The 16,139-nt window shown below is 61.8% G+C and carries 18 protein-coding genes, 1 tRNA gene and 1 pseudogene; 6 read left to right on the forward strand and 14 right to left on the reverse strand.

Annotated features, from left to right (window positions below):
- Window positions 1-214: 214 nt before the first annotated feature.
- Window positions 215-616 (forward strand): hypothetical protein, encoded by a 402-nt coding sequence (locus E8A46_RS04420; protein ID WP_291557958.1) that lies wholly within the window; start codon window positions 215-217, stop codon window positions 614-616.
- A gap of 768 nt (window positions 617-1,384) precedes the next feature.
- Here the strand turns inward: E8A46_RS04420 and E8A46_RS04425 are convergent.
- The 11 genes from E8A46_RS04425 to E8A46_RS04475 all read right to left on the reverse strand — a co-directional run bounded on the left by E8A46_RS04425 (window position 1,385) and on the right by E8A46_RS04475 (window position 8,337).
- The gene (locus E8A46_RS04425; RefSeq protein ID WP_291557961.1) at window positions 1,385-2,590 is read right to left on the reverse strand and encodes an AAA family ATPase; all 1,206 of its coding nucleotides are present in this window, start codon (window positions 2,588-2,590) and stop codon (window positions 1,385-1,387) included.
- Window positions 2,584-2,856 (reverse strand): hypothetical protein, encoded by a 273-nt coding sequence (locus tag E8A46_RS04430; RefSeq protein ID WP_291557964.1) that lies wholly within the window; start codon window positions 2,854-2,856, stop codon window positions 2,584-2,586. Before E8A46_RS04430 ends, E8A46_RS04425 begins: the two co-directional genes overlap by 7 nt.
- Window positions 2,853-3,005 carry a hypothetical protein gene (locus tag E8A46_RS04435; protein WP_291557967.1) on the reverse strand — a complete coding sequence of 51 codons (153 nt, stop codon included), beginning with the start codon at window positions 3,003-3,005 and terminating at the stop codon, window positions 2,853-2,855. Before E8A46_RS04435 ends, E8A46_RS04430 begins: the two co-directional genes overlap by 4 nt.
- Entirely contained in the window at window positions 3,002-3,373 is a 372-nt protein-coding gene (locus tag E8A46_RS04440) for a hypothetical protein (protein ID WP_291557971.1), read from the reverse strand. The genes E8A46_RS04435 and E8A46_RS04440 overlap by 4 nt, the downstream gene beginning before the upstream one ends.
- On the reverse strand, window positions 3,370-3,651 hold the full coding sequence (locus tag E8A46_RS04445) for a transcriptional coactivator p15/PC4 family protein (protein ID WP_291557973.1): 282 nt from the start codon (window positions 3,649-3,651) through the stop codon (window positions 3,370-3,372). The genes E8A46_RS04440 and E8A46_RS04445 overlap by 4 nt, the downstream gene beginning before the upstream one ends.
- A 12-nt stretch (window positions 3,652-3,663) precedes the next feature.
- Window positions 3,664-3,873 carry a hypothetical protein gene (locus E8A46_RS04450; protein WP_291557976.1) on the reverse strand — a complete coding sequence of 70 codons (210 nt, stop codon included), beginning with the start codon at window positions 3,871-3,873 and terminating at the stop codon, window positions 3,664-3,666.
- 99 nt (window positions 3,874-3,972) lie between these two features.
- A complete protein-coding gene (locus E8A46_RS04455) occupies window positions 3,973-4,587 on the reverse strand; it encodes a hypothetical protein (RefSeq protein ID WP_291557979.1) in 615 nt (204 codons plus the stop codon).
- 166 nt (window positions 4,588-4,753) lie between these two features.
- On the reverse strand, window positions 4,754-5,329 hold the full coding sequence (locus E8A46_RS04460; RefSeq protein WP_291557981.1) for a hypothetical protein: 576 nt from the start codon (window positions 5,327-5,329) through the stop codon (window positions 4,754-4,756).
- Window positions 5,313-6,554, reverse strand: coding sequence for a site-specific integrase (locus E8A46_RS04465; RefSeq protein WP_291557984.1), 1,242 nt, complete (start codon window positions 6,552-6,554; stop codon window positions 5,313-5,315). The genes E8A46_RS04460 and E8A46_RS04465 overlap by 17 nt, the downstream gene beginning before the upstream one ends.
- A gap of 141 nt (window positions 6,555-6,695) precedes the next feature.
- Window positions 6,696-6,789, reverse strand: a tRNA-Ser gene (locus tag E8A46_RS04470).
- A 444-nt stretch (window positions 6,790-7,233) separates the two neighbouring features.
- Window positions 7,234-8,337 carry a tetratricopeptide repeat protein gene (locus E8A46_RS04475; protein ID WP_291557986.1) on the reverse strand — a complete coding sequence of 368 codons (1,104 nt, stop codon included), beginning with the start codon at window positions 8,335-8,337 and terminating at the stop codon, window positions 7,234-7,236.
- Window positions 8,338-9,086: 749 nt separating this feature from the next.
- Here E8A46_RS04475 and E8A46_RS04480 point away from each other — a divergent pair.
- The gene (locus tag E8A46_RS04480; protein WP_291557988.1) at window positions 9,087-10,106 is read left to right on the forward strand and encodes a transporter; all 1,020 of its coding nucleotides are present in this window, start codon (window positions 9,087-9,089) and stop codon (window positions 10,104-10,106) included.
- Window positions 10,107-10,245: 139 nt separating this feature from the next.
- Here E8A46_RS04480 and E8A46_RS04485 read toward each other — a convergent pair whose 3' ends face one another.
- Window positions 10,246-12,468 carry a lytic transglycosylase domain-containing protein gene (locus E8A46_RS04485; RefSeq protein WP_291557993.1) on the reverse strand — a complete coding sequence of 741 codons (2,223 nt, stop codon included), beginning with the start codon at window positions 12,466-12,468 and terminating at the stop codon, window positions 10,246-10,248.
- Between the two features lie 282 nt (window positions 12,469-12,750).
- Here E8A46_RS04485 and dapA point away from each other — a divergent pair, with 282 nt between their 5' ends.
- The 4 genes from dapA (at window position 12,751) to E8A46_RS04505 (ending at window position 15,315) form a co-directional block, all read left to right on the forward strand.
- Window positions 12,751-13,641, forward strand: coding sequence for a 4-hydroxy-tetrahydrodipicolinate synthase (gene dapA, locus E8A46_RS04490; protein ID WP_291557996.1), 891 nt, complete (start codon window positions 12,751-12,753; stop codon window positions 13,639-13,641).
- A gap of 59 nt (window positions 13,642-13,700) precedes the next feature.
- Entirely contained in the window at window positions 13,701-14,108 is a 408-nt protein-coding gene (gene mscL / locus E8A46_RS04495; RefSeq protein ID WP_291557998.1) for a large conductance mechanosensitive channel protein MscL, read from the forward strand.
- Window position 14,109: 1 nt separating this feature from the next.
- On the forward strand, window positions 14,110-14,583 hold the full coding sequence (smpB, locus tag E8A46_RS04500; RefSeq protein WP_291558001.1) for an SsrA-binding protein SmpB: 474 nt from the start codon (window positions 14,110-14,112) through the stop codon (window positions 14,581-14,583).
- A 156-nt stretch (window positions 14,584-14,739) separates the two neighbouring features.
- Window positions 14,740-15,315: a peroxiredoxin gene (locus tag E8A46_RS04505; RefSeq protein ID WP_291558005.1), complete on the forward strand. Its 576-nt coding sequence runs from the start codon at window positions 14,740-14,742 to the stop codon at window positions 15,313-15,315.
- A gap of 41 nt (window positions 15,316-15,356) precedes the next feature.
- Here the strand turns inward: E8A46_RS04505 and E8A46_RS04510 are convergent, their stop codons facing one another.
- Both E8A46_RS04510 and E8A46_RS04515 read right to left on the reverse strand, forming a co-directional pair.
- Window positions 15,357-16,046, reverse strand: coding sequence for a uracil-DNA glycosylase (locus E8A46_RS04510; RefSeq protein ID WP_291558008.1), 690 nt, complete (start codon window positions 16,044-16,046; stop codon window positions 15,357-15,359).
- Window positions 16,024-16,139 (reverse strand): annotated as a pseudogene (locus E8A46_RS04515) (NYN domain-containing protein); the annotation flags it as partial. The pseudogene E8A46_RS04515 and the gene E8A46_RS04510, both read right to left, overlap by 23 nt.

Raw genomic sequence — 16,139 nt, forward strand, 5'->3', positions numbered from 1 at the left:
TAAATGACGACCCTCCACCGCCTATGAGGATTGTTTCCAGCACCGTCCAGCCGGTGACGATCGACCACGACGCGGACGACGAGGGCGGCGACGAATGACCGATGGCCAGGGCGACGGGATCCCCACCGAATTCCCCACCCGATAGGCCGCCGCGATCGAGGGCCGTTCCCGCCGCGGCGCCGTCACCGGTAAGCTCAAGGCCGCGCTCGAATTCATGGTGTGGGAAGGCCTGAAATACCAGGACGCCGCCACCAAGGCGGGGTTGGCAGCATCCTCTGTCCGCTTCGCGCTCCGCAAGCCGCACGTCCTGCAGCACTACAACGCCGAGCTGGCCGCCCTGCGAACATCGGCACGCGCCCTGAACTTCCACCGCCTCGACAAGATCGCAGACGACAGCAAGAACGACATGGCCCGCGTCGGCGCCATCAAGGCAATGGAAAACATCGCCGACCAGGCCGACGAGCGCCAGCGCCCCGGAGCCGCAATCCTCCCCGGCCTGCAAATCGTCATCGTCAACGGCACCAGCCCGCCCCGCGTAATCGGTCCCACGCCATTCCCCGCGCCGGCCACCATCCCACCGCGGACCATCGACCATCAACCCGCGCAGGCCGATTAGCGGGCCAGCGGAGTCAGCCAAGCGGGTTTTGCCGTTCTGCGCTGTCTGATACCGGAACGCCGCCAAAACGTACCGGTGAGTCTGCCAAGCCCGGCAAACCACACCCGAACCATCATCCTGCGCACACCACCGTGATGCAGCACCGCAAGACCACCAGCCCAACACGTCACACGCCAACCCGCAGGATCAGCGGCCAGGACGTCGTCGCGTAAGGGGAAGGGCGGATCGAAAAGGGGCGGTTTTGAGGTGTCTTGTGCTCGCGATCGGCGCCGGGAAATCTCGATTTCGGCCAATCCGACAAGGGTTTACGCGCGGGCTATTCTACAGGCTTCAACACTAGAGGTTAGAAAGACCCGCGTGTGGAATACCGCCCGCGCGCCCGCGAGGAACACGGGGCCAAACAGGGGCAAGGCCAGGTCGATGCCATAAAGCAGAGCGATATCAAGGAGGATGGGCGGACGCTATTTCCGCCGAACCGGGCCGATCACTGCAAAAGGAGGGGGTGGGGCTCTCTTCCCGGAAAGCCTCCCCAGGACCCGACGGGGGCAAAAAATCGGTTCGGCCGCGCTCGCTGGTAAAACCACCTCGCGGTTGTCTTCCAGAACCCTCTGACCCTGATTTTTTTGGCAGGCTGGAAATCTCTCGGGGCCTTCTCTGTCCGGACACCCGGACAACTGGACACCCTTATAGGGGGGTGTCCGTGTCTGTCCGGGGGTATGTGTCGGCCAGACAAGTCCGGACTGTCCGGGGTATGTCCGGGTTGTCCGGCTACGACACAGCCCAGACCGTTCCGTTCCATATTCCAATGAGTTGCTTCTCTTGGAGTTTGTTGGAAGCCCGGACAAAAGCCTTCTGGCGCGACGCTGGCGTGGTGTCGTCTTGCGTCATTCCGGCGTAGCAATTTGAGCGCCAGGTTTCGACCTGAATTGTCCGGGTGTTTGGCGGAATATGGGTATTCGGGTGAGGTATTTCGCCAGCGTCGGCGAGCGTGTCATGGAGGATCCGGAGCGCGATCGCTGCTGCGCCGGTCACCTTTTCCTTGCCCTTGATGGCGGACCTTTCGGTGTCGCGGATGATGCAGGAGGTTATGGCCTCGCCGTCGTCGTCGGTGCCAACGGTGACCTGTTCCAGGCTGCTCACGATCTCGTCCCCCTCGGGTCCGTCTTTCATCCACTCGACTTTGGCGACCACGTTGCCGGCGGCATCCCGGTTGACGGCGAGTTGCGCGTCGGCGGCACCGGTCAGACTGGTGTGTCCCCGTGGGCGAGTTCCTTCGACTCCGCAGTGGTGGATGATGATGACCACGCAATCGAATGCCTCGCGGATCATGTCGGCGGCGCGGACATAGGAACCCATGTCGGCCGGGTCGTTTTCACTGCCGACGATGGACCGGTTGAGTGTGTCCAGCACCACGATGCCGGGTCGCACGTCCGGGAATTCCTCCCGGATCGATTTGACCACCGCGGCGCCGTCCTGCGGCAGCACGATGCGGTCGGAACTCAGATAGAACGGAATATCCGCGGCGCCGTGCTCGAGCCGAAAGGCTTCGATGCGCCCCATGAAGCCTTCCTGCCCCTCAAGCGCGAAATAGACCACCGGACGCTGCTTAACCCGGCGGCCGCGATATCCCCAGCCCGCCGCGACATGCGCCACCAGATCGAAAACGAAAAAGCTCTTGCCACATTTGGGCGGCCCCCAGACCACCACCATGCCGACGTTCGGGATCACCCCTTTGACGAGATAGCGCGATGTCGTCGGCATCTTCACGTCGGCAAATCGCGTGAAGGTCAGCCGGCGCCCCGCTGGGGACTTGGCGGCGCTAGGGCTAACAGGTTCGGCACCGGAATCGTCCGAAAGTCCATAATCGGCGAGGCTTTCAGGCGGCGGGATGTCATCCACCGGCGGGCCCTCGTCGGTCAGCGCAACCGGCACGAAGGTGCGCTTCAAATCGTCAATATCGGCGCGTGTCAGCATGATGTGGGGCTTTCCAGCAGCGCGAGCAGCAAGGGGGCATCTTTCGGCCGATTGGCGAGCCAGGCCTTCAGGCGCGCGACGTCGCCGGTTGCAGCGACGAGGCGAAAGGCGTCGACAGTTGATTGAGCTGGCCGATAGGGTTCAGGTTCAAAACGCGGCGGCAGGCGTCGGGACGGATCGTCCATCGCCTCAAGCCGGGCCAAAATTGCCGCTACTTCTTCCCGCCGGATCAGATCGGCGCGGCGCTCCAGTTCGGGCAGCGTCATCTCGTCGGGCGATATGTCGGCACAGAAGATAAGGGCCCGTCGCCGTTGTCAAAAACGTCGTGCCGATCGATGGTCATGCCGCACAGCTCGCACGGTCGCGGGTCAATTTCGAGCAGATCCAGATCGATCGGGGCGAGCGGCGCATTCATCGCATCAGCCCTCCGCGGTGTTGTTTCGGCTTTTGCGTCGCGGGATAGGATTTGCCGTCGCGGCCGACGCGAGTTTCAGGTGGCTCATCGTGGGCCACCTCTTCTCGGGCGCGCTGAACTGTCGCGCCGAACGGTCGACCGGCTTCAGGTGTGTCATCTGACACAAGTGAATTTTCGCCGGCAAGCCGCTTGGCTTCGGCCTTAGCCTCGCGCGCAAGCCTTCGCAGACGTGGATGCTTGGCTGCCTTGGCCCGGCGGCCCATGAGCGCGATCTCGACGCGCTGGCACCGCGGCAGCCTCTCCATGGCGATGACCAGGGCGCCCCAGGCCGGGCGGGCGGCTACTTCAAGACGAAGCTGCGCAATCATTGGCCGCTCCCTTCGTCGTCGATCAGGCCAAGCTCGCGGGCTTTCGCCAGCGCCCTGTTCACCGCGGCCGCGAGTTCAGGCAGCCTCAACACGACCAGGGACACACCTTTCGCGGTCGGTCGCATCTTGCCGTCCGTGCCTGTTGTGTGCAGGCGAACGCCGATCAGATTTCTGTCCTCAAAGGTCGAAAGCGAAACAACGATCGCATCCCGGCGTTGCCGGTTTTTCCACAGACGCCACTCGATCGGTTCGGAGAGTGTCGGCTTGCGCGCGGTCATGATGGCACCGCCTCAAGCCGCAGACTGATCGATGCCGAGAAACTGCTGAAACGAATCGAAGAAGATGAGATGCCGCGATCCGACGTGGGTAGTGCGCAACTTCTTCGCCCAGATCGCGCGGTTGATCGTCGGCCGGGAAAGACCGGACAACTCCATCGCCGATTTGATGGTGATTGTGAGCGGGGTTTTCCGACCCGTGACGTTTGCTTGAAGGGTATCCATCTGGCGTCCTCAACAGCGTGAACTTGCTGGACGCATAAGGAGCCGCTTCGCTAAGCCGCGGTATGAGCATTCGGAGACGAAAATCGCCGTCGAATCCTCCTAGACAACTCGCTTTGGCGGTTTTGGCGGAAGCCAGTCTCTGACCTGGCGATCAAGGTCGCGTTTGGTGTCTTCAGGCCCTGGGAACAATATATCGACCATTGTGGCGACCTGTTTGGGCAGATACTGCCCGCACGCATCGTGAAGGTAATGGAACATTCTATGGACGAACGCCTTCCGATCCCGGGATGAGCCGTCCTGATCCTTCCGGCCGCCGGCGCGGGTTCGTATGTCGAAAGCGCTTCGACTTAGCTCGCGGAGAGGTTGTTCGAAACCTTGTAGATCTCGCAAAAGATCAGAGGGGTAATCCGCATCGGTGACGACTGCTGCGATTTTGCGCTTTAGCTTTTCGAATTGATCGATGGCGCGGTCGTTATGATCATTCAAAATCTTTGCAGGCAGCGTCGAGCTGAGCACCGCCCCAATGAAATCCGGAGCAGTCGGTGGATTCCGGTGGTCCGCTTGGGCCGCTACTTGAACAGCCTGCCATAGTTTGTCTTTGTCAGGATGCTGCTGCCAAGATTTCAGGAATACTGCATAGCGCGGATTTGTCGTCTCACACTCAGCCAACACCTTGCTGAATGCAGGCACCTTTTGGGGCGCTTTGCCGGGCATTTGTCACCGCCGCACCGCCGAGAGGTCGCGCGGGGCAGATCGCGGCGGTGAACTGCGATCGTACGGCTGGCCAGCCGGCCCCGCGCGCGATGAATATATCAGACATCGAGTCGCATTGCCGTGCGACCGGTGGTTATCCAAAGAAAGGATCAACTAGGGTCGGCCATCAGCTCCCTTCGACGAATATGTCCTCAAGGAATCCGATTTGCCGGTACAGCCGTTCCCAGAAATCGCACATTCTGGCGAATACGTCAGAGACGAGCATCGTGACGTCACCATCCTTGATCACAAAGTCGACCAAATATCTTCCTTCGGTCTCATAACTTCGGGGTGAGAATTCTACAGCTGCATGCACCGAATGCGGCTGCGCGCCCCGCCGCATGTGCTTGGCTCCGTTCGCAAGCCGCCGGCAAATATAGAAGTCGCGATTGGCTTTCTCTAACGCGTCGCTAAATGCGATCACATCGCTTCTATCGTTGCCTGAGATGTTAAATTTGAACTTCTCGGCTAGAAGCGACTTAGTTTCAGGTCCGCCTGCGGACCAAGCCCAATCAGCGCAGTGCAAGGCGGTCACGGCGCAGTTAAACGCCGCGAAGCCCGAGTTTCGGTAACCGAACAATTCCTCTGTATCAGTGTCGCCATTGAATTCGCGCACTTCCCAAATCAACTTGTAGAGCATGTGTTGCGGCGTTGAGAGGACAAAGACCTCTTGCAATTTCGGCGGCTCACGAATGAATGGCATCTGAAGCTCTTAGCGGCACGACGTTGTTGGCTGCAGCCGGATCGCTCGTCGCGAACGCGGCCCAATCGTCCATCATCTTTTTTCGCATCTCGAAAAAGGTGGTGCGCTTGTAGGCCGCAACCACCGCATCGGAGACCGAATGCGCAAGTGCTGCTTCCGCCACCGGGTCCTGATAGCCGCGCTCGGCTGCCCAATCCCGGAACGTCGATCGGAAACCATGCGAAGTGATGTCGTCGCGCTTCATTCGGCGCAGCAACACCAACAGGGCCATGTTGCTCAGTGACCGGCCACTCGATTGACCAAAGAAAACATATTCGCCATTTGCGATCTTGCTCATCCGCTCCAGCGCTGCAACCGCGGGCGGGCCCAGGGGTACCTGATGCTCCTTGCCGTTCTTCATCCTCTCGCCCGGGATCGTCCAAACCGATTTTCGCAGGTCAAATTCGTCCCAGGTCGCACCGAGCACTTCGCCGGTGCGGGCCGCGGTCAGGATCAGGAATTCCATCGCGGCGGCTGCAATGCCTTCCCGCGTGCGCAGGTCCGCCATGAAGGCCGGCAGATCGGCATAGGGCAGGGCGGCATGGTTCTCGACCTTGCGCACCTTGGACGTCTTGGGCAGCAGCTTGTCGAGATGGCCTTTCCAAGTCGCCGGGTTCTCGCCCTTGAACTCGCCCCGGGCCTTTGCGGCGCCGATCACCGATTCGATCCGGCCCCGTACGCGGCTTGCGGTCTCCGGCTTGGTCGACCAGATCGGATCGAGGACCGCCATAACAAGCGCGGTGTCGATCGCTTGAACGGGCAGGGCGCCGATGATCGGGTAGGCGTAGGCCTTGAGCGTCGCCTCCCACTGGGCAGCGTGCTTGATGTTTTTCCAGCCCGAGCGATTCGCGGCGATGTAACGGGCGCACGCATCCTTGAAGGTGATCGCCTTCGCGCGCTCCAGCGCCTTTGCCGACTTCTCGGCCTCCTTGTGCTCCAGCGGATCAATGCCTTGCTTCAGCAAGGCGCGATGGCGGTCGCGGAGCTCACGCGCCGTTGCCAGTGGGATATCGGCGGCGGGACCGAGGCCCATTTCGCGCGCCCGCTTTTCCATCGAGTATTTCAGCAGCCAGGATTTCGAGGATTCGCTGCGGACCTGCAGATAGAGACCACGGCCGTCGAGATAGTCACCGGGGACCTTGAGGTTCTTGACCTTCGCAGCCGACAGCAAATCGATTTTCGCCATGACTTTTCCCCTGTTTCTACCCCTAAGTACACCTTGAAACGAGGTGATGCAAGCTGAAACAGCCAGATGCATTATATGGTCAGTTATGGCCGTCGTTATTGGGGATTTTGATACAAAGGGATGCGGTGTGAAACAGCATTCTGGCGGAGCCGGAGGGATTCGAACCCTCGATAGGGCTTTACAACCCTATAACGGTTTAGCAAACCGCCGCCTTCAGCCACTCGGCCACAGCTCCGTTGGGGCCGATATGCCCGACACGGGGGCGAGCCGCAAGCAGCAGATTTCAGATGGGCCAATTCCGGGCTGCCGGGCCTCGTCGTGACTGAGCTATGGCGCTCAAGAGACGGTGGAGTGCTATTTGTGCAACATCCGGCCGAAAACGTCGGTCCGAGCCCCTGCTATATGTTGCGCGCGCAGGGCGCTTCGATAACCTTGGTGTCGCGACGGAGGGGGGCAACCCGAGGTCGTCCCGTTCTTAGGTGGTTCGCTTTCCCTCGCGCCGAGGCGGGAGGGGGCGAGGGGCGCTAAGAGGCTGAGCGGTGTTCCGGGGGACTTCCTGGGGACAAAGGGAACCTGCTCAGCAAATACGGGGCGCTAGCGAAGCCGCAGCGCCCTTCACGCCATCATTTTCACCGGTAGTCGATCTGCCTCGGCGCGGCGTTTCAAGGCATCAGCGGTCCTACTTGAGGGGAATGAGCTCCGCGATCGCGGCTGTCGCTTCAATGAAGCTTTGCGGGCAATCATTGGCCGCGAGCTTGAGCAGGCGCTGCGCCTCCTTCTTGTCCTTCTTCAGCAGCGCGAATTCGCCGCTGTAAAAATTCGCCTCGCAGGTTTGCGCGAGCTTCGTCTTCGGATCGGTGTCGAAGGCCGCGCCGAAGGTTTGTTCGGCGTTGAGCTCGCCGAGGAAGTGGCGGATCACCGGCGCCGGCCACACGGTCATGTCCAGTTGTTTCACGGCTTCCGCCAGATGGCTCGGTGCAATGTTGCGGCGCTCGGCAAGATCGCGCCAGAGCGCGGCATAGGCGTCCTTCGGGTTGAGCTCGGCGGCCTTCTTGAAATCGGCCGCCGCATCCGGGGTACGGCCGCCGATGACATAATAGGCGACGCCGCGGTTGAAATACGCGGTGGCATCCCCGGCGTCGAGCTTGATCGATTTGGTGAAGTCTTCCAGCGCGGCCGGGTTGTTGCCGAGCATGAAGGACAGGCGGCCGCGGGTGAAATAGGCGAGCGCATAGTTGGGGTCGAGCCGGATCGACTCGTTCAGGTCGGTCATGGCGCGGGCGAAGTCACCCAAACTCTTGTAGAGATCGCCTCGCGAGAAGAGGGCCAAGGCATAGCTCGGATTAAGCCGGATGGATTCGTTCAGGTCGGCCAGGGCGTGGTCGATGTCCCCCTTGTTCTTGTAGAGGTTACCCCGCTCGGCATAGGCCCAGGCGTTTTTCGGGTCGACCCGTAGCGCCGAATTGAAGTCCGTGAGCGCGTGCTCCATATCGGATTTGCTTAAATAGGCATTGCCACGATTAAGGAAGGCGTCAGCGTTGCCGCTGTCGATCCGGATGGCTTCGTTGCAATCCGACAGCGCGCGGTCCGAATCCTTTTTCGCCCACCACCATCCGCACCGGCTGCTGAACGCGGCTGCGCGGTCTCTTGCCGTTATCTTGGAATCGTTGATGACGCGGTCGCACGCCGCGATGCCTTCGTCGGCCTTGCCGATTTCTCCGACAAACTTGCAATGATCGAGATCGCCTTGACTGTCGGCACGAACCGGACTCGTGAGTGTCAACGAAGTGGCCAGTAGCGATGTGGCAAAGGCAGCAAGGAGCACTGAAAAACGCATATTCCCTCCGGTTCTCCCGTCGCTGCGAACGGTTCGATGCGATCCGACTACCTACGTTGCGAGATGGCCATGATGCAACATCCTTGAATCGAAACTGCGCACGCGAATCGAATGGGGCAGGCAGCCGGCGATTTCCTTGCGATTGGTCTTACAGCTCCGGATCGATCCGCAGATCCCGCGGCCGCTTTGTTTTTTCGCCGGTCACCAACTCCGCCACTTATAGAGGCGGAATTTTGATGACGAGTTCAGTCTCTCAGCGTTTTTGCCCCGACGGGCTTGCCGAATTCCGTGCGGCGCAAAATCGGGCACGGTTGGCGCCGGTTTGCTCCGATTCGAAGCATCCATCGCATCACCAGGAATCCACCGATGACCCGAATGTGACCTCGAAATTCGAACCTTGGAGGGTCGTGAGGGATTCCCGCGTAACGAACGCTAGACCACGAAATGTCTATAAAAACAGCGGTTTAGTTGAGTTTTGGGAAGCCGGGGCAGGTGTGCATATTTGCAACACCTACCGGAAAAAGGACTGTGACAAAGCTTCACAAGACAAGTTTAAATTGCCTTTTGGTCCGTGAGCGGCAACTCTTCGTTCAAGAAATAGGCATGTTGAATTTGTCTGCCGGGGGTGTTGCGCAGGCGGATTTGGTGCCGAGACTTGGGCGGATCGCGTTTCACAGGACTAAATAGGGGGACACATGAAATTGAATTATAAAGCTCTTCTTGCTGCAGCAGGTGTGGCCACCTTTGCATTCTCGCCTGCTGCGAATGCGTATGAAGCAGGATATCCGGGCTGGGCGCAGAAGCCGGGAGCGCTCATCGGATCGAGCGCCGGCGTTCCGCCGCCGGGCATCTACATGTTCAACCAGGTGTTTACCTATCAGACCAACCTGGTTGGGCCGCTGACGAATGTTATTGGCACCCATAACGGGGTGCATGCCGCGGTCGACGTGCAGGGCTTTGTGTTCGTTCCCGGTTGGACCTTCCTCGGTGCGACCTATGACGCCGTCATCGCCCAGCCCTTCGTCATGTTCGGAGTATCCGGGCCGCTGAATCTCAACCCGAACTTCCCGTCAGAAAACGGCGGCATCCACAACACCTTCATCGCCCCGGTCGAATTGAGCTGGAAGCTCGGGACCTCCGGCTTCGCAGTGAAGGCCGGCTTGGGCATGTACGTGCCGGATGGCACCGTGCAGGGTCCGACGGGCCTCAACAATGTCGGCAATCCCTGGTGGACGTTCCAGCCTGAGTTGATTGTTTCGTATCTGGGTGGTGGTTGGAACCTGACCGCTGCCATGTTTGTGGAAATCAATACCGAGAACAGCATTGACCACTACACCACCGGCGACATCTTCCATGTCGACTTCACCGCCACCAAGACGATTGGAAAGTGGACGGTGGGTCCGGTGGGCTACTACGTGGCGCAGGTCTCCGACGACAAGTGCCCGGTCCTGACCTGTTTCGTGCCGGGTGGCACCTTGGGCAATGCCCAGCGGTTCCATCTGTTCGCTCTCGGTGGCCTTGTCGAATACAACTTCGGTCCGGCGAGTTTCTCGGTGTGGGCGACGCAGGAAATCTCGTCGGGTGCGCGGAACGCGGCCGTTCCGATCGCTGCCGATATTTCTACCATCACCCGGGGTATGACGGTGTTCGGAACCCTCAGCTATCGGATCTGGGCGCCTGAGGAGCCGGCGAAGCCCGCCATGTTCCACAAGTAAGCTGGTTCTGACGTAACAAAATCCCCCTTCCGACAGACATCTGTCGGGAGGGGGATTTTCTTTGGGAATCGCCGATTTCAATGAGCCTTCGCTGCGGGCGTCGATCGGGCGAAGCGAATGGACAGCAAGCCGTCCGAACCTACTCGACGCTGCCTCGGTGCAGGTCGGCCTCGATCTGCAGCCGCGTCCCGCCGCCGAAGCGCGCGCGATAGACCTGCAGATTCTCGATGATCCGCTGCACGTAGTTCCTGGTCTCGGAGAACGGGATCAACTCGACCCAGTCGACGGCGTCGACCTTGGGATCGCGCGGGTCGCCGTAACGCTCGATCCACTTTCGGACGCTGCCGCGCCCGGCATTGTAGGCGGCAAAGGTCATGATGTAGGAGCCGCGGTAGTCCTCGATCAGGCCGCCAAGCTCGGCCGCGCCCAGTGCCGAATTGTAGACCGGATCGGTCTTCAGCCGGCCGAGGTCGAAGCTCGCGCCGTATTTCTTGCAGACATATTTGCCGGCATCCGGCGTCACCTGCATCAACCCGTAGGCTTGCGCCGGCGAAACCACCGCGGGATTGAAGGCGCTCTCCTGCCGCGCGATCGCGAAAATGATGCTTTGCTCGACGTCCGGCCCGATCGACTTGAACGGTGGAATTCCCGTCACCGGATAGGCGTAGAAATCGAATGGCAGGCCGCGGTTGAGCGCGGCCTTGCCCATCAGCAGCATGCCGCGGGCATCGGCGTGGCGGGACGCCAGTTCGCCAAGCCCGACCAGCGCATCGGGATCGCCGTTTTCGCCCATGTCGGCAAAAATCGGGATCGCGATTTCGCGCTCGTCGAGTTCGTAAAGCAGCTGCACCGCGCGGACGATCTCGAGCCGCTCGGCGGCGCGTCCGCGCGCGGTGGGCGCGCCGTTCAGTTCGATCTGCGGCAGGCCTAGCTTGGCGCGCGCCAGTTGTCCGTAATAGCTGGTCGATTGTTCCGCGGCCGCCGCGTAGGCGGTGTGGGCCTCCTGAGCGCGGCCCGCGGCTTCGGCGGCCCGGCCCTGCCAATAGCCGGCTCGCGCGAGCGTGGTCGGGTTGACGCTGCCGACGCCGATGCGCGCAAAATGCTGCGCGGCCGCCGACGGATCATTCAGAAAGCGCAGCGCGATCCAGCCTGCGGTGAATTCCTGCTCGGTTTTGTAGATGTCGCGCGCCGGCAGTGCGGCGTCGCGCGCCATCAGGTAGGCGGTGCGGTGTTCGCCGACGTCGATCATTTTGCGCGACAGCAACCGCCGTTCGACCCACCATTCGTCCAGATTGTAGAGGCGCCCGGGGTCCTTCGGCGCGCTCAGCATCAGCTGGGCGGCCTCGGCGAATTTCTCTTCGCGGCGCAGGAGCTGGATCCTGCTGAAGATGTAGCCGGGATCGCCATGCAATTCGCGCGGAACCGCATCGAGCAATGCGCGGGTATTGGAGGCCTTGTGGTAGGCCGCGATCCGGGCCTTGGCGAGGGCGACCTCGCCGCTGCCAAGCCGCTTGGCGGCGCGCAGCGCGGCCTCATGCTCGCTGCCGTACAGCATTAGATCCATCCGGGCCTTGTGATCGCCCGGCGTCAGCAAGGCTCCGAGCAGATCAAGCGCCGTGCTCTCGGTATCCTCGGACATGGAATCGTTGTGCCATGCGTCCCGCACCAGACGCTCCGCATTGGCCCGGTCGCCGCGTGCGATCATGGCCCGCGCCAGCGAGAGTTTGCCCTTTGCCGATAGCGGCGATTCGCTCCCGAACCATGCCCAAACCGTCGCATCGTCGCGGTGGTCATCCCATAACGCCGCCTCGAGGCGCCTGCGCAGGAAAGTCTGCGAGGGCCAGCTCGGATTGGCGGATATGAAAGCACGATAGCGCTCGACCGACGCCCCGTTGTCGTCGCTGCGCAGGACGATCCATTCCGCGAGCTTTCTTGCCACCGGATCGGAAATTGCCGCCTCGGCCTGGGTGGCATCCGCCGGCTTGTGCTTGCGCACCAGATCGATGACGTTCTCCAGCGCTTCCGTATCGGCCTGCGAGGTCGACGACGTCGCGGCGACCGCAGCCGGTGTCGGTGGTTTGCGCGCGGTGGGCGGCGGCAAGGCCGCATGCTGGCGCGTTGCGGGAGCGATCGCGGGGGCGGGCAAAGTGTGGGCCGCGGTATTTGCCGCAGGCGTGGCCGCAGCCGTGCTCGCGGAGGCGTTCTTGGGCACGACGTGGCGCGCAATCGGCCGCGGCTTGGGCAACGGAATTTTCGATTTGGCGGAGGCATCCGCCGCCCAGGCCGATAATCCCACGGCCAGCGCCAGGGTTGTCGCGATTGCCGTCGATTGCAATGCGGCGGCACGGGCGGACTGGGTCACGGCATTCCTTTGCGGCGAATCACGGGATGGCAGTCGTCCTAGGTCTATTTGATTGAATATGTGGAAAAAATACCAAATAGGCTGGCGGTTGCGATCTCTGCGCCATCACCACGGCAAAATCGCGGCTGGCGTGTGGCGCCGATGCACGTGGCAGGGTGGCACGGCGGAGGGGGACCCGGGTCTCGGGAAGCGCTCGGGCCTTTCGCCTGAGCCTCAGACCCGTTATGAATTGGTCGTTGATGGTGCGGCGAGGCCGCAGGGCCGCGCGTTTGGAGGAAATTCATGGCAGCCAAGACGAATTTCCGGGGGTCGTTCACCGCCTTGGTCACGCCATTCAAGAACGGCTCGCTCGATGAAGCCGCTTTTCGCGGCCTGGTGAGCTGGCAAATCGGCGAGGGAACCAACGGCCTGGTGCCGGTCGGCACCACCGGCGAAAGCCCGACCGTGAGCCATGACGAGCACAAGCGCATCGTCGAATGGTGCATCGATGAAGCGAAAGGCCGCGTTCCCGTGATCGCGGGCGCGGGTTCCAATTCGACCAGGGAAGCCATCGAGCTTGCGCAGCACGCCGAGAAGGCGGGCGCCGACGCGGTGCTGGTGGTGACGCCCTATTACAACAAGCCGACCCAAGAGGGCATGTACCAGCACTTCAAGGCGATCAACGATGCGATCGGAATTCCGATCGTGATCTACAATATCCCGCCGCGGTCGGTGATCGACATGAGCGTCGATACCATGGCGCGGCTGTTCGAGCTGAAGAACATTGCCGGCGTCAAGGATGCCACCGCGAGCATGGTGCGGGTTTCGCAGCAGCGCGCCAGGATGGGGGAGGATTTCAACCAGTTGTCGGGCGAGGATGCCACCGTGCTCGGTTACATGGCCCATGGCGGTCACGGTTGTATTTCCGTGACCTCCAACGTCGCGCCGCGGCTGTGTTCGGAGTTTCACCTGGCCTGGCAGAAAGGCGACGTCGCCACCGCGCTCAAGCTGCACGACAAGCTGATGCCGCTGCATACCAATCTCTTCATCGAGTCCAACCCGTCGCCGGTGAAATACGCGCTGTCGCTGCTCGGCAAGATCGACGAGACGCTGCGGCTGCCGATGGTGCCGGTGTCCGAGCCCACCCGCGTGGCAGTGCGCAGCGCCATGGTGCATGCCGGTCTGATCAACTGAGCCCCAGATCTTGCCGTGATAGTGTTCCGGCGCGTGAAGCTGAAGAGAAGGGCTTGCAGATGCTCAAGGAATTTCGCGATTTCGCGATGAAGGGCAACGTGGTCGACCTCGCGGTCGGCGTCATCATCGGCGCGGCCTTCGGCAGCATCGTGACCTCGCTGGTCGGCGATATCATCATGCCGCCGATCGGCGCGATCGGCGGCCTCGACTTCTCCAATTATTTCATCGGCCTGTCGAAAGCCGTCACGGCAACCAATCTTGCGGATGCAAAGAAGCAGGGCGCGGTGCTTGCCTGGGGCAATTTCCTGACGCTGACGCTGAATTTCATCATCATCGCATTCGTGCTGTTCATGGTCATTCGCTTCATGAACCAGCTCAAGCGCAAGGACGAGGCCGCGCCGCCGCCGAAGCCGACCCGCCAGGAAGAGCTGCTTACCGAGATTCGCGATCTCCTGAAGAAGGCTTGACGTGGCCGAGAAGAACCAGCGTGCAATCAAGGTCGTCGCCGAAAATCGCAAGGCCCGGTTCAACTATGCGATCGAGGACACGGTCGAAGCGGGAATCGCGCTGACCGGCACCGAGGTCAAGTCGATACGCAACGGCAAGACCACGATCGCGGAATCCTATGCCGATTCCAAGGACGGCGAGATCTGGCTGATCAACGCCAATATTCCCGAGTACCTGCAGGCCAACCGCTTCAACCACGAACCGAAACGGCCGCGCAAACTGCTGTTGCACAAGAAGCAGATCAACCGGCTGATGGGAGCGGTCGACCGCGATGGCATGACGCTGATCCCGCTGAAGCTCTATTTCAACGAACGCGGCCGGGCCAAGCTCCTGCTCGCGGTGGCGAAAGGCAAGAAGCTGCACGACAAGCGCGAGAGCGAGAAAAAGCGTGACTGGGGCCGCGAGAAGGGCCGCCTGCTGCGGGCGCGCGGATAGCGGCTGTCATAGCTATCCGTCGTTGAGGGGAGCCAACGGGTCGCGCGATTGCGCGCCCGATGACAGGCTCCGCGACGAAGCAATCCAGCTTTCGAAATTGCCGCGCTATGGATTGCTTCGCTGCGCTCGCAATAACGACCCAAGGAGAAGGGTGCAATGAACCAGAAGAACCTACTCGAAGTCGACTGGAGCAAGATTCCAGCCCCCGTCGACGACGGCGCGGCGGCGCATCTGGTCGGCAAGACGATCCCGCCGATCAGCCAGGTTGCCACCGACGATACCTCGGTGACGCTGTCGACGCTGCCGGGGCGCAGCGTGGTGTTCGCCTATCCCAGAACCGGCGAACCCGGCAAGATCGCGCTGGTCGACGATTGGGACATGATTCCTGGCGCGCGCGGCTACACGCCGCAAACCTGCGCGTTCCGTGATCTGTTCGCGGAATTGAAGTCAGCGGGCGCCCGGCACGTGTTTGGGCTGTCGACGCAAAGCAACACCTACCAGACCGAGATGGCCTCGCGGCTGCATCTGCCGTTCCCGGTCTTATCCGACGAGAAGCTGCAGCTGACGCACGCGCTGAATTTGCCGACGATGGCGGTCGCGGGAATGACCCTGATCAGGCGGCTGGCGCTCGTCATCGACGACGCACGCATCACCCACGTGTTCTATCCCGTGTTTCCGCCCGACCGGAACGCTGGTGACGTGCTGGCGTGGCTGAAAGAAAATCCGGTTTGAGGCGGTGGGCGAAGCGAAGCGTGCCCACCAACCCTACAAACTCAGTCGAGATCCGCTTTCACCTTCGCAAACACGCTGCGGAACATGTCCGGCGTCAGCACCCGCGTGTTGGTGTTGTAGCGCGAGCAGTGATAGCTGTCGTAAAGTTTTACCGCCCCGGCCTGGTGGACCGCACCGTGCGCGAACGGCGCCGCCGCGCTGCGCAGGCCGAGCGCCTTTAGTGTCGATTCGTGCGCGATGCGGCCGAGCGCCACGATCGCGCGCAGCCTTGGCATCGAAGCCACTGTCGCGACGAGGAATTGCCGGCAGGTGTTGATCTCCACCGGCAGCGGCTTGTTCTGCGGCGGCACGCAGTGCACCGCGTTGCCGATCCGGCAATCGACCAGTGTCAGCCCGTCGTCGGGCCGGGCCTGATAGACGCCCTTGGCGAAGCCGTATTCCAGTAGCGTGGCATAGAGAAGGTCGCCGGCAAAATCGCCGGTGAACGGACGCCCGGTGCGGTTGGCGCCCTGCAACCCCGGCGCGAGGCCGACGATCAGCAGCCGGCCGCCGGGATCGCCGAACGGCGGCACCGGCGAATTGAACCAGCCTGGTTCACGCGCGCGCACCGCCTCGCGGAAGCTCGCGAGCCTTGGACAGAGCGGACAATTGCGATCGGGTTCGGTGGGGAGCGAAGCGGGCAGCGGCGGCCCGCCGGCCCTGTTGTTCTCAATCGTCGAAATCGTCGTCATCGCCCCTCGGCGCCATGGTGGTCGCGCGCTGCAGGAACTGCGGCGCGTGATGACGCGGCTCGCGTGGCGCCGGACGTTCGGACGGATCGCGGC

This window comes from Bradyrhizobium sp. (assembly GCF_004799445.1).
Taxonomy (GTDB): Bacteria; Pseudomonadota; Alphaproteobacteria; order Rhizobiales; family Xanthobacteraceae; genus Bradyrhizobium.

Bases quoted from the DNA above. Each gene is read 5' to 3' on its own strand.
- E8A46_RS04505 (WP_291558005.1), top strand. From the start codon at position 14,740: ATGAACCAGAAGAACCTACTCGAAGTCGACTGGAGCAAGATTCCAGCC.
- E8A46_RS04430 (WP_291557964.1), bottom strand. From the start codon at position 2,856: ATGACGCTGCCCGAACTGGAGCGCCGCGCCGATCTGATCCGGCGGGAA.
- E8A46_RS04435 (WP_291557967.1), bottom strand. From the start codon at position 3,005: ATGAATGCGCCGCTCGCCCCGATCGATCTGGATCTGCTCGAAATTGAC.
- E8A46_RS04465 (WP_291557984.1), bottom strand. From the start codon at position 6,554: ATGGCGAAAATCGATTTGCTGTCGGCTGCGAAGGTCAAGAACCTCAAG.
- E8A46_RS04460 (WP_291557981.1), bottom strand. From the start codon at position 5,329: ATGCCATTCATTCGTGAGCCGCCGAAATTGCAAGAGGTCTTTGTCCTC.
- E8A46_RS04445 (WP_291557973.1), bottom strand. From the start codon at position 3,651: ATGACCGCGCGCAAGCCGACACTCTCCGAACCGATCGAGTGGCGTCTG.
- E8A46_RS04425 (WP_291557961.1), bottom strand. From the start codon at position 2,590: ATGCTGACACGCGCCGATATTGACGATTTGAAGCGCACCTTCGTGCCG.
- dapA (WP_291557996.1), top strand. From the start codon at position 12,751: ATGGCAGCCAAGACGAATTTCCGGGGGTCGTTCACCGCCTTGGTCACG.
- mscL (WP_291557998.1), top strand. From the start codon at position 13,701: ATGCTCAAGGAATTTCGCGATTTCGCGATGAAGGGCAACGTGGTCGAC.
- E8A46_RS04480 (WP_291557988.1), top strand. From the start codon at position 9,087: ATGAAATTGAATTATAAAGCTCTTCTTGCTGCAGCAGGTGTGGCCACC.
- E8A46_RS04440 (WP_291557971.1), bottom strand. From the start codon at position 3,373: ATGATTGCGCAGCTTCGTCTTGAAGTAGCCGCCCGCCCGGCCTGGGGC.
- E8A46_RS04510 (WP_291558008.1), bottom strand. From the start codon at position 16,046: ATGACGACGATTTCGACGATTGAGAACAACAGGGCCGGCGGGCCGCCG.
- E8A46_RS04455 (WP_291557979.1), bottom strand. From the start codon at position 4,587: ATGCCCGGCAAAGCGCCCCAAAAGGTGCCTGCATTCAGCAAGGTGTTG.
- E8A46_RS04450 (WP_291557976.1), bottom strand. From the start codon at position 3,873: ATGGATACCCTTCAAGCAAACGTCACGGGTCGGAAAACCCCGCTCACA.
- E8A46_RS04420 (WP_291557958.1), top strand. From the start codon at position 215: ATGGTGTGGGAAGGCCTGAAATACCAGGACGCCGCCACCAAGGCGGGG.